Source organism: Mycoplasmatota bacterium (assembly GCA_018394295.1).
Classification (GTDB): Bacteria; Bacillota_I; Bacilli_A; order Haloplasmatales; family Haloplasmataceae; genus JAENYC01.
In genome coordinates, this window is sequence record CP074573.1 from 3024324 (window position 1) to 3036795 (window position 12472).

General features: G+C 29.3%; 12 protein-coding genes. 11 read left to right on the top strand and 1 reads right to left on the bottom strand.

What is annotated here, in order from left to right; all coding sequences use genetic code 11:
- Nucleotides 1–84: 84 nt before the first annotated feature.
- From tilS to hslO, 4 genes are all read left to right on the top strand, one after another.
- Nucleotides 85–1434, top strand: coding sequence for a tRNA lysidine(34) synthetase TilS (gene tilS / locus KHQ81_14365; protein QVK17991.1), 1350 nt, complete (start codon nt 85–87; stop codon nt 1432–1434).
- Nucleotides 1435–1443: 9 nt separating this feature from the next.
- Nucleotides 1444–1986: a hypoxanthine phosphoribosyltransferase gene (gene hpt / locus KHQ81_14370; GenBank protein ID QVK19657.1), complete on the top strand. Its 543-nt coding sequence runs from the start codon at nt 1444–1446 to the stop codon at nt 1984–1986.
- 12 nt (nt 1987–1998) lie between these two features.
- Complete coding sequence (gene ftsH, locus KHQ81_14375; protein QVK17992.1) at nt 1999–3990, top strand: ATP-dependent zinc metalloprotease FtsH; 1992 nt, start codon at nt 1999–2001, stop codon at nt 3988–3990.
- A 103-nt stretch (nt 3991–4093) separates the two neighbouring features.
- Complete coding sequence (hslO, locus tag KHQ81_14380) at nt 4094–4966, top strand: Hsp33 family molecular chaperone HslO (protein ID QVK17993.1); 873 nt, start codon at nt 4094–4096, stop codon at nt 4964–4966.
- A gap of 15 nt (nt 4967–4981) precedes the next feature.
- Here hslO and maf read toward each other — a convergent pair whose 3' ends face one another.
- On the bottom strand, nt 4982–5536 hold the full coding sequence (gene maf, locus KHQ81_14385) for a septum formation inhibitor Maf (GenBank protein QVK17994.1): 555 nt from the start codon (nt 5534–5536) through the stop codon (nt 4982–4984).
- A gap of 545 nt (nt 5537–6081) precedes the next feature.
- Between maf and KHQ81_14390 the strand changes: the two genes are divergently transcribed.
- The 7 genes from KHQ81_14390 to KHQ81_14420 all read left to right on the top strand — a co-directional run bounded on the left by KHQ81_14390 (nt 6082) and on the right by KHQ81_14420 (nt 12427).
- Entirely contained in the window at nt 6082–7314 is a 1233-nt protein-coding gene (locus KHQ81_14390) for a helix-turn-helix transcriptional regulator (GenBank protein ID QVK17995.1), read from the top strand.
- Nucleotides 7315–7655: 341 nt separating this feature from the next.
- Entirely contained in the window at nt 7656–9122 is a 1467-nt protein-coding gene (locus KHQ81_14395) for an IS1182 family transposase (protein ID QVK17996.1), read from the top strand.
- A gap of 389 nt (nt 9123–9511) precedes the next feature.
- Nucleotides 9512–9862, top strand: coding sequence for a hypothetical protein (locus KHQ81_14400; GenBank protein ID QVK17997.1), 351 nt, complete (start codon nt 9512–9514; stop codon nt 9860–9862).
- Between the two features lie 222 nt (nt 9863–10084).
- Nucleotides 10085–10636 (top strand): transposase, encoded by a 552-nt coding sequence (locus KHQ81_14405; GenBank protein ID QVK17998.1) that lies wholly within the window; start codon nt 10085–10087, stop codon nt 10634–10636.
- On the top strand, nt 10551–10769 hold the full coding sequence (locus KHQ81_14410) for a helix-turn-helix domain-containing protein (GenBank protein ID QVK17999.1): 219 nt from the start codon (nt 10551–10553) through the stop codon (nt 10767–10769). The genes KHQ81_14405 and KHQ81_14410 overlap by 86 nt, the downstream gene beginning before the upstream one ends.
- Nucleotides 10770–10789: 20 nt before the next feature.
- Nucleotides 10790–11644 carry an IS3 family transposase gene (locus KHQ81_14415; GenBank protein QVK19658.1) on the top strand — a complete coding sequence of 285 codons (855 nt, stop codon included), beginning with the start codon at nt 10790–10792 and terminating at the stop codon, nt 11642–11644.
- 87 nt (nt 11645–11731) lie between these two features.
- Entirely contained in the window at nt 11732–12427 is a 696-nt protein-coding gene (locus KHQ81_14420) for a hypothetical protein (protein ID QVK18000.1), read from the top strand.
- Nucleotides 12428–12472: the final 45 nt, after the last annotated feature.

Consider the following 12472-nt stretch of genomic DNA (forward strand, 5'->3'; position numbering starts at 1 on the left):
AGAATAATAATAAAGTCAAGGATTTCTTGACTTTTTTAAATATAGTCTTATAATAACTATATGAAATACAAATATGGTGATAGAATGCTTAATGAACAAATGATAAAAGAAGATAATTGTATTGGTTTAAATGATTGTTTAATAGTAGGTGTCTCTGGAGGACCTGATTCAATGGGATTACTTCATTTTTTAATATCTATACAAAGTAAATATAATTTAAGTCTCTTTGTTGCCCATATAAATCATCATACAAGAAAAGAAGAGAATCAAAAAGAAGAATTAATGATTCGTGATTATTGTGATAAACATCATATTCCTTTTTATGTAGGTCATTTTAGGAAAAGTGGAAGTAATAATTTTCATGAAGAAGCTAGAAATTATCGGTATAATTTTTTTGTGGATTTGACAAAGAAATTGAATGCTAATAAAATTGTTTTAGCACATCATGAGGATGACCAGATTGAAACGATTTTATTTAAGATAACTAGAGGAAGTCATATTAATGGTTATTTGGGAATGAAAAATTGTTTTGAAATAGAAAAAAATATCACTGTTGTTCGACCATTTCTTGATGTAAAAAAGAGTGAAATTATAGATTATTGTGAAACTAATCAGGTTCCATATGCGATTGATTCATCAAATTTAACTAATAAATATACTAGAAATCATATTAGAAACCGAATTATTCCACTTTTTAAAGAAATACAGCCTGATTTTAATCATAAAATTATGCAATTTCATGACCAACTATCTGAAGTTGATGATTTTTTAAAACAAAATGCGAAAATATTAATGAAAGAAATGATAATTTCTTCTGAAAAAGATAGAATAATACTAGACCTTAATAAATTAAGAAATACTCATATAGCATTAATTCGTGTGATATTATTAGCAGTTGTTAATGAAGTGTATCAAGATCCTTTTTATTTAACTTATGAAAAGGTGAAAAATTTATTAAATATAATAAATAATAATAAACCAAATGTAACCTTTGATTTAGGTAAAAATTTATATTGTGTAAAAGAATATGATAAGTTAATATTTGAAGTTGGACAAAGAGAATACGAAGAATATGAACTTGTAATTGATGAATTTAAAGATTACGAACTCCCAAATGGGATGAAACTTCGTGTTAAAAAACTTGAAGAAAAAGCAAAAATCAATAACAAATCGTTAATTTTATGTTATAATAGGATTATATGGCCATTTGTTGTAAGAACAAGAAAACAAGGCGATTTTATTAAGACTAAAATAGGTAGAAAAAAGGTAAATCGATTATTTATAGATGCGAAAATTCCAATTAATTTACGTAAAACTTGGCCTTTATTAGTGGACAAGGACGGAAATATATTATGGGTGATTGGAATACAAAAATATAACTTCAATCAATATACTCCATGTGATGAAATGATATTAATTGAAGTTTTAAATTGATGGAGGTAAATAATGCATCAAGATATAAAAAAAGTATTAGTCAGTCAAGAAGCGATTGCGGATAAATGCAAGGAATTAGGTGGGATTATTTCTCGTGATTATAAAGGTAAAAACCTTGTAGTCATTGGTTTATTGAAAGGATGTGTTCCTTTTATTAGTGACCTAGCTAAACATATTTCAATTCCAATGCGACTTGATTATATGTCTGTTTCTAGTTATCATGGAGGAACCTCATCAACAGGACATGTACGGGTCAATAAAGATTTAGATGCTTCAATTAATGGATGCGATATTCTAATCGCTGAAGATATAGTTGATACTGGTAAAACATTGAAGAAAGTTATAGAAATGTTAACTGTTAAAGGTGCTAATAGCGTAAAAATAGTAACATTATTAGATAAACCAGAAGGACGTTTAGTCACACTTGAACCAGATTATGTAGGGTTTGTAATCCCTAAGGAATTTGTGGTTGGATATGGTTTAGATTATGATGAATATTATAGAAATTTACCATATATAGGAGTCTTAAAAGAAGAAGTGTATTCAAAGTAAGGAGGTTTAAAAATGGCAAACGCAATTAAGAAAAAACCAAATAATGGCTGGAGTGGCTATTTAGTTTATTTCCTTGCCATTTCAGTGGTTTTTCTCATCATTGTTTATATAATGAGGGACCATGGAACAGTACAAGAAAAAAATTATAATGAAGTTATATCATTAATAGAAAATAATGAAACGAATGAAATAAAAATTACTGAGATAACCTTTTCACCGCAAACAGGTGATTATAATAGTAATATTCACTATCTCCGTATGAAAACTACAGATAAAAATATTGTTTATGAAGCAAAACTATATGGTCCATATGCTTTAGAACATATTGAACAAGCAGCATTAGATAAGAATATTAGTATGGAAGTCCAACCAGCGAAATCTTATGGTGGATTCTTCACGATATTATCATTCTTATTCCCAATTTTATTAATTGGTATATTTGCATTTATTTTCTTTAAAAATGCTGGAGGTAATAATAAAGCATTTGATTTTGCGAGATCTCGCGCTAAATTAAATAAATCAAAAGAAGTAACATTTAAAGATGTTGCTGGTCAAGAAGAAGAAAAAGAAGAATTGGTTGAAATTATTGATTTTCTTAAAAATCCGAAAAAATATAATGAACTTGGTGCTAGAATTCCAAAAGGTGTCTTATTATCAGGGCCTCCAGGGACAGGTAAAACATTATTAGCAAGAGCAAGTGCAGGAGAAGCGAATGTGCCATTTTATTCGATTTCAGGTTCTGACTTTGTTGAAATGTTTGTTGGGGTTGGTGCAAGCCGTGTACGTGACATGTTCAAAACAGCTAAACAAAATGCCCCATGTATAATCTTTATAGATGAGATTGATGCAGTTGGTCGTCAAAGAGGTGCTGGATTAGGTGGTGGACATGATGAGCGTGAACAAACACTTAATCAGTTACTTGCTGAGATGGATGGATTTGGTTCTAATACTGGCGTTATCGTTATGGCTGCGACAAACCGTCCGGATGTTTTAGACCCAGCTTTATTACGTCCAGGTCGTTTTGACCGTCAAATTATGGTAACAAATCCAGATGTTAAAGGACGCGAAGAAATCTTAAAAGTTCATTCAAGAAATAAAAAATTCGCACCAACAGTGCAATTATCAGAAGTTGCTAAACGAACACCAGGATTTAGTGGTGCTGATTTAGAGAACTTATTAAATGAGTCAGCGTTACTAGCAGCAAGATATAATCGTAAGGTTATTGAAATGCAAGATATTGATGAAGCGATGGATAGAGTATTAATGGGACCAGCGAAAAAGAGTCGTAAATACTCTAAAAGAGATAAAGAAATTGTCGCATTCCATGAAGCAGGTCATGCAGTTATTGGCCTTAAGTTAGATAATGCGGAAATTGTACATAAAGTAACGATTATTCCTCGTGGACAAGCAGGCGGATATAATTTAATGCTTCCTGAAGAAGAAAAATTTGTTCAAACAAAACAAGACTTATTAGATCAAATTACAGGTCTTTTAGGTGGTCGTGTTGCTGAAGAGATTGTCTTTAGTGAAATCACAACAGGAGCTCATAACGACTTTGAGAAAGCAACTAAAATTGCTCGTGCGATGGTTACTGAATTCGGTATGTCTAGTTTAGGACCTGTTCAGTACGAACAACGTTCAGGAAATGTTTTCTTAGGTAGAGACTATATGAAAGATAGAAACTTCTCAGGTCAGATTGCTTTAGAGATTGATAAAGAAGTACGTCGTATTATTGATGAATGTTACGAACGTGCGCAAGTTGCGATTAAAGAAAATCGTGAATTATTAGATCTTATCGCAAATCAATTAATCGAAATGGAAACATTAACAAGAGAAGATATCGAAGAATTAGTTGAAACTGGTAAAGTAAAGTGGTGGGATGAAAAGAAAGCCCAAGATAAAAAAGAATTAGAAGAAATTAAAAAAGCAGAAAAAGAAAAAGCAGAAAAAGAAAAAGTTGAAAAAGAAGAAGAACCTAAGAAGGATGATAAAGTAGACTTTTAATGATTAATCCCTTAAGGATAACTTAAGGGATTTTCTTTCTTTTTTGTAATTTTTTTTGAAAATATGATAAAATAATAGCGAGAATAATATTAAAGGAGTCAATATGAGAGATTATTTAGTAAGAGCCACTTCATTTGATGAAAAAGTAAGAATCTTTGCGGTTAATGCGACTTATACAGTACAAGAAGCACAAAGAAGACATCAAACCTGGCCAACTGCATCAGCTGCTTTAGGAAGAACTCTAGTGGTAGGTTCAATGATGGGAGCGATGTTAAAAGGAAAAGAAAGTCTTACGATAAAAGTTAAGGGCGATGGACCCATTGGGGAAATATTAGTTGATGCGAATGCTAGAGGTGAAGTTAAAGGGTATGTTAGTAATCCTGAAGTTCATTTTCAATATCCAAATGGAAAATTAAATGTAAGTCAAGCAGTAGGAACAAAAGGTGAAATTCAAGTAATCAAGGACTTGGGGATGAAAGATTTTTTTGTTTCATCGGTTGATATTATAAGTGGTGAATTGGGACAAGATTTTACGTATTATTTTGCGAAGTCAGAACAAACACCGTCTTCTGTTGGGTGTGGGGTTTTAGTTGAAACGGATAACTCTGTTTTGGCTGCTGGTGGATTTATTATTCAGGTAATGCCTGATGCTACTGAAGAAACAATTTCCCAATTAGAAAAAACAATCGCATCAATAAAATCTGTTTCTGAAATGATTAATGAAGGGTATACTCCTGAAGATATTGTTAAGGAAATATGTAAGGATGAACCTTATACAATACTTTCTTCATTAGATATTCATTTTGTTTGTCATTGTAGTAAAGAAAGATTTGCTTCTGGTTTAGTAAGTTTAGGTAAAGATGAGTTAAAACAAATTATTGATGAAGATAAATCAGCTGAGGTTGTATGTCATTTCTGTAATGAAAAGTATCAATATTCTGAAGATGAACTTACAGATTTATTAAATAGTATATAATAAAAAAATTACCTTTTAGGTAATTTTTTTTAATCTTTGATATAATGTACCAACAGGTAAACCAACAACTGTAAAATAATCCCCTTTTATCTCTTTAACAAACTTAGATGCATATCCCTGTATCCCATAAGCCCCTGCTTTATCAAAAGGTTCTTTTGTTTTTATATAATCGTTTATTTCTTCATCATTTAAATCATAGAAAGCAACATCGGTTGATGTATAAAAACTCTCAATCTCAGTACTGTGTATAAGTGTTACACCAGTGATTACCTGATGAGTCTTACCTGATAATCGTTTCAACATTTTATAAGCATCGTCTTCATTTACTGGTTTTTCTAAAATTTTATCCTCTAAACAAACAATGGTATCACAACCGATGATTAAATCTTGAGGATGATTCTGACTAACCGCTTGGGCTTTTAGTTTTGATAGATACAATACAATTTCTTGTGGTAGTAAATTTTTATCATAGGTCTCATCTACATGACTAACAACTACAGTAAAATCATTTGTGATATACTGTAGTAATTCTCTTCTTCTAGGGGAATTACTCGCTAAGATAATATTCATCGTATTCTCCTTTTTTATTTATATTTTATCATATTGATTAACAGCTTAAAATAAATACTCTATTATTATTAGAAATATTTATAAAATAATATAATTGATAATATAATTTTTAGATTAAATAGTATTTTTTCCTTATGCTAATCAGTTTACTGAGTTGTATTAATAGATTTTTGAAAATTGATATCAATGTGGAACACATAGAAAATAATGTTATTTTACAGCTGAAAATAAGGTATCTGTTACTCTAAGTAAAAGCAATTATGTTAGTGAAATAAAAAGAATTGCTAATGTAGTAATTGATTATTATAATTCTGATCCAAGAATACTTACTAAAGATGATTATGAGAAAGAGGGACTCTTGAAGTTTTGGAATAACATAAATACATTAGAGAAAACTATTCTTAAATAGTGTAACGTAAAAAAAAGCAGGGTGTTCAATAAAAAGTGCTATAATTGGCAATTTTATCATGTAAACATACTGTTGCTTTTGAATTGCTTGATTTGTTAATGCTTATATGTAAAATAGTAGGTAGGGGTGATACAAGATGAATACAATTAATGAAAACATTAGAAGATTAAGAGACATTAAAGGAATGACTCAACAAGAAATTGCTGATGGATTATACGTTACTAGACAATGTGTTTCAAGATGGGAGCAAGGAAAAACAATCCCAGATATAAAAAGTATAGAAAGATTAGCTACGTTGTTAGATTGTAGTATCAATGATTTAATCGATAATGATTCTGTAAAATCTATTGCGATAGAACAAGCTATATCTAATAAGAAGAAAGCTAGGTACCGTTGGGTTTCTATAGTAATTAGTATATTAGCAATAAGTATTCCAATTGTTGGTTATATAAATTCAAAAAGGAATGAGGAGTATGTTCCAGCAATTCAAACAGAGTATGCGTATATTAAAGAAGTTGATAATGAAAATGGTAAAGTATACTTTAGTACTACTTTAACTGATCTAGAATTGCCTGTCTTTAGTGTGCATACATCAGACGTTGAGATACTTGACAACAGAGATAATATAATAAATTATGTAGACCTAAAAGTCGATGATAAAGTTCGAATAAGATACGATCCAAATACAAATGAATTTTATAAAATAAAAGTTATCGATTCAAAAGTTCATAGCAGTTTACTAGGTATTTTTGTTAGTTATACTGGGGAAGATTACAATAACATCAATGATTTATATGAAAAATGGGGTGTTAAATTATTTATAGCTGATGATGTGGCTAATAGAACAAATCTTGAATACGATGTAGAATTCATTCTAGAAGATATATATCGAGCAGAAGTTTATGATATTTATGTATATATAAATGAATTGAAAATTATAAATGATCTTGAGATAGGACTGATAACTTCTGAGGGAATTGAGATGGTTGATATCGTCGATTTAAAAAATCCTCCAATATATACTTATAGTGGTGAATATGAAGATGATTATAATAACTTTTTTACTGTGAATAGTGTTGATGTAACCTATAAAGTACACATAAATTATAAGTTTTCATATTCTAGTATTGAAGTTTATGAATATGATAAGAACAATCAGTTGATTAAAGAGAGTACTTTATATACTTACGATGATGTTTTATTTTTCAGTGCACACGAGGATGGTCTATATTGTAAAGTAAAAATAAATTCAACATATAGTAATGGGAACAAAAGTTTAGTACATGAATTGCTATTAGGTGAAAATATTTATGTAATTAATGTTGATAGCTATGGGTTTGTTTATGAATCATGGTTAAGGTATGAATAAAATAAGATATATATAAATATAACAACACTGTAAAGAAAATTTTGTCATCTTAGTTAAAATAAGTTGATGCAAAAGCAGTTTTATATATACAACCTAAATTCAGTATATTAAATTGTTAACAGTGATATATTCACTATAGTGACTTTTATTTTGTTATATAGCAGTATTTAGTTTTTGGCTAAAATAAAAAGCCCAAATTTTGAGGCTGCTGAAAAAGTCTCATCAAATTATGAATTGGGAAGAGTATATTAATTATTCTTCCTTTTTTCATATAAATACAACGAAAAGAAAGTGAAAAATGATATAATGAAGGTAGAAAATAATTTGAAATTGGTGATAGTATGCTACCTAATAAAGAACTTGTCTTAAGTCCATACAGTAAGTTGTATGATATTGTGGTTCCAAAGAATCATATATTAAGAAAATTTAAAGAATTAGTGGATTTTGAATTTGTTTATGAAGAATTAAAAGATAAATATACAAAGGATAATGGAGCGACAGCGAAATGTCCTATTTTTATGTTTAAATTATTATTATTAAAAGTAATGTATCCAATGTCTGACCGAGATTTAGTTGAGCAAGCACAATTAAATATGGCATATAAGTATTTTTTAGAAATAGCTCCAGAAGAAACAGATATTATCCATCCAACAAGTTTAACAAAGTTTAGAAAGTTACGATTAAAAGATGGAGAATTATTAGATAAACTAATTTCAAAAACAGTAGAGCTAGCACTAAACTTAGGATTAATAAAATCAAAACAAATAATAGTAGACTCAACACATACAAATAGTATGTTTAATTATAAATCACCACTTGAAATCTTAGAAGAGAAATCAAAAAATTTACGAAAAGTAGTATATAAGACTGATGAAAGTTATAAAGATAAGATGCCTGAAAAGCCAATATCAAAGAATATAGACGATCATATAAAATACTGTAATGAATTAGTTGAATTAATTAGAAATGATGAAAATTTACTAATCAGAGAAAATATTAGATTAAAAACAAACTTATTAGAAGAAATAGTAAATGATAATATTGAAGAAATAAATTCAATGGTAGAAAAGGATGCAAAAGTAGGACATAAATCAGCTGATACATCATTCTTTGGATATAAAACACATATCGCGATGGTGCCAGAACGAATTATCACAGCGGCAGTTGTGACAAGTGGAGATAAACACGATGGAAAGCAAGCAAGAGAATTATATGTGAAATCAAAAGAAAATGGAATTGAAGTTGATGCTTTTATAGGGGATGGAGCGTATTCAGAAAAAGAACTAATAGAATATGCGAAAAAAAATGAATTTAAATTAGTTTCAAAATTGAGTAAAACAGTATCTAAAGGAAATAAAAGAAAATGTGAGGATTTTGAATATAATAAAGATGCGAAAAGATATGTATGTAAAGCAGGTCATATGGGAGTTAGAGTTGCACTACATGGTAAAAATAAACATGAGATAGAAGGAACTCCATTGCGAGAAACGCATTATTTTGATGTAGAAAAATGTAAAACGTGTCCATTTAAAGAAGAATGTGGATATAAAGAAGGACAAGATAGTAGATCTTATACAGTTACATTAAAGAAGGATAATGTTCATGCAGAACATGAAAAATTTCAAGAAAGTAAAGAATTCAAAGAATTAGCAAAAGAAAGGTATAAGATAGAAGCTAAAAATTCTGAATTGAAAAATAGTCATGGATATAAAAGATGTCAATCCCATGGCCTTTTAGGTATGCAGATACAATCAGCAATGACAATATTCGCAGTAAACTTGAAAAGAATTGTAACACTAATGGGATAGAATATATCTCATTCTTTAATAGAAACAATAAAAAAGTTAGAAAATGAAGTTAAATCATTTCTAACTTTTTTTATTTAATATTAGTTATCTGAAAATAGACTAGATTTTCAGCACCCTCCAAATTTTTATCTTTTTTACGTAAAGATAGAGTTTGGTTTTTTTTTGTTTGAATTACCATCAGTATAATGTCGATTGGACAAACTTTGGTAATAGGATTCCAACTGTCTAAAAAAAAAATCTCTCCATAGATTGGGTGATTTAGATGTATAATTATCATGTTGATGGTTTCTTTTGTATTGTATAAAATAGTAAAAAAATATGCATATACGATGCAATGTATCAAAATAGCAATGTCACCTTAGGATATAGGTAAAAATAATTTCAAAATCTTGGCTAATTTTTTACAAATCATTACAAAAGCTGCTTATTTAATTACTGATAATTACAACATTAATGATACTAATAGATTTGAAATGTATTCATTGATATATACTTTATATTCTAATGAATACAATAAAATGAAGAACCTTCAACGTGAAGGTATACAACAAAGTAAGAGAAATCATGTATATAGAGGTAGAAAAAAAATTAATGTACCTCTTCCGAAACTAGAAGAAGTAATAGAAAGAATGAAATCAAAAGATATTACCGAAAAAGAAGGGAAAGAGATTCTTGGCTTGAAATCTCGTAGTACATTCTACAGAAGGATTCGAGAGTTTAAGAATGAAAATTCACAATAGAGATTACGAAAATGCTTTTATGAAGAATATATCATAATCCATATATTTGAATTGTTTGTTTTATATCGAAAATTATATAATAGCAACACCATAAAGATAACCCTCTGTGTTAGAATAGTTGTCATGGAGCTCTAAAAATAGTATAGTAGACATAGTAAGTTATTTCAAGACAACTAGTTGTCTTGAAATAAAATTTAATAACTTAGTAAGGAGAACAACTTTATGGCAAGATACTCAAAGGATTATAAGTTATCATTAATACAAAGAATGATGCCACCACATAATGAATCAGTCAAAGAATTATCAAGAGAATCAGGAATACCAGAAATAACACTTTTTACTTGGAAAAAGAAAGCGAAAGAAAATGGAATCCCTGTTAACGAACAACCTTTAAAATCAGAAGAATGGAGTACACAAGATAAGTTTCATATTGTCTTAGAAACTGCAACATTAAGTGAAGTAGAATTATCTAAGTATTGTAGAAATAAAGGACTATATGTTAATCAAGTTAAAGAATGGCGAGATGCATGTATGCAGGCTAATGGTGGTGTAGCTAAACAAGCAACAGATCTACAAAAGCAGTTAAGAGAAAAAAATCAAGAACTTAAGAAATTAAATAAAGAACTACAAAGAAAAGAATCAGCACTTGCAGAAGCAGCAGCCCTTCTTGTACTTAGAAAAAAGGCAAGTGCGATTTGGGGGAAGACGAGGAAGATTAATCAGTGCCACAGATCGCAAAAAAGCAATATCACTGATAAGAGAAGCTGTAGATAATGGAGCAAGACAAGAAAAAGCATGTGAAGAAATAGGAATTAGTTTACGAACACTTCAACGATGGAGAAGTGATTCATCACCAAATGAAGATCAAAGACCAATTAGTAAAAAAAAGTACCCAAAAATAGATTAACTAAAAAAGAACGAGAAGAAATTTTAAAAGTCGTAAATCAGCCTGAATATAAAAACTTATCTCCTAATGAAATTGTGCCACTCCTAGCTGATAAAGGAATATATTTAGCATCTGAATCAACAATATATAGAATCTTAAGAGAAGAAAAACAACTAAAACATAGAGGAAATACTAAAAAGCCCCAAAATAGACCTATATCAACACATTATGCCACAGGTCCTAATCAAGTATGGATGTGGGATATTACTTATCTAAAAGGACCAATAAAAGGGATATATTATTATTTATATTTGATCCTAGATTTATTTAGTAGAAAAGTAGTAGGATGGGAAATATGGTCTGAACAATCTGCTCAACACGCTAGTGAACTAGTTAAAAGAGCAGTATTAGCAGAAAATATACTTTTACATAAAAAACCTTTAGTGCTTCATTCTGACAATGGAAGTCCGATGAAAGGAGCCACTCTTTTAGAGACCCTTTATCAACTAGGTATTACTCCATCAAATAGTAGACCTAGAGTAAGTAATGATAATCCTTATGCGGAGTCTATATTTAAAACATTCAAATATTGTCCAGGTTACCCAGATAAGGGCTTTGAGACTATTAAACAAGCAAGAACTTGGTCATTACAGTTTATAAACTGGTATAACTATGAACATCTTCATAGTGGGATAAAATATTTAACTCCACATCAAAGGCATTCCGGTTTATCTAATAAAATATTAAAAAAGCGAATTAAAGTCTATGAACAAGCACAACTTAAACACCCAGAAAGATGGTCGAGAAACATAAGAAATTGGAGTGTGGAAAACATAGTTTGGTTAAACCCAGAAAAATCATCAATTTTGGAAAAAGAAGAAACAAAATCTTCTTAAAAAAATTAAAAATATGCGACAACTACCTTGACATTAAGCGATAAGTAGGGTTTATATGATATATAAAGTCTTATATAGGAGGGTTAGATGAAAAAAAATACGTTCAAAAAATTATTTTCAAATGGTAGGGGAAAGGCTCTTCAGTTTTTGAGAGAAATTAGTCCAAATACTGAAAAGTATGAAGAAATAATTGTAACAATATGTAGTACATTTACTGGATTGAATTTCCAATCAGAAGGATGCAATCCTGATTATTATTTGGAAGCTATTTCTCTATGTAAAAATAAGGACCTGATTGTAGAAAAAGTACAATACAATTTGTTCTCAAATACTAATTATGAAAGCATTCAAAAGACTTTTACAATATTGTTACATTTATCAACAGATTATTCATTCCTAGTAAATGGATTAAAAGAATATTTAATGACCAGATTGATTATTGCTAAATATGATCTAGGTGATTATCCAAGATATAATAGAGATTTGTTTTTAGGTCTCTGTCATAAATGTCTGGATCATGATTATGATCTAGGAAAATTGGCAATGCAACTATTTATGGAATTATGTAAGACAAAAGGTCATGAAGCTAATATTGATGAATTTGAACTCTGTGAGAATGATTATAAATACTTTTGGCCAGTAGTTAAAGAACTAGGTTATTTTCAAATCATTAGTGATGCTCACAACAAAGTTAAAAAAATGAGAGAAGAATACCAAAACTCACTTCAACATGAGAAAAGAAAGAGACCAAAAGAGAAATCATACAAACAAATGATGACTTAGATATAATAGAACAATTAATACAAGGTAAACGTCCTAAAGGTAAAT

Excerpts from the sequence above, each read along its gene's own strand:
- ftsH (QVK17992.1), top strand. The coding sequence starts at position 1,999 with ATGGCAAACGCAATTAAGAAAAAACCAAATAATGGCTGGAGTGGCTAT.
- KHQ81_14405 (QVK17998.1), top strand. The coding sequence starts at position 10,085 with ATGGCAAGATACTCAAAGGATTATAAGTTATCATTAATACAAAGAATG.
- maf (QVK17994.1), bottom strand. The coding sequence starts at position 5,536 with ATGAATATTATCTTAGCGAGTAATTCCCCTAGAAGAAGAGAATTACTA.
- KHQ81_14420 (QVK18000.1), top strand. The coding sequence starts at position 11,732 with ATGAAAAAAAATACGTTCAAAAAATTATTTTCAAATGGTAGGGGAAAG.
- KHQ81_14395 (QVK17996.1), top strand. The coding sequence starts at position 7,656 with ATGCTACCTAATAAAGAACTTGTCTTAAGTCCATACAGTAAGTTGTAT.
- KHQ81_14390 (QVK17995.1), top strand. The coding sequence starts at position 6,082 with ATGAATACAATTAATGAAAACATTAGAAGATTAAGAGACATTAAAGGA.
- hslO (QVK17993.1), top strand. The coding sequence starts at position 4,094 with ATGAGAGATTATTTAGTAAGAGCCACTTCATTTGATGAAAAAGTAAGA.
- tilS (QVK17991.1), top strand. The coding sequence starts at position 85 with ATGCTTAATGAACAAATGATAAAAGAAGATAATTGTATTGGTTTAAAT.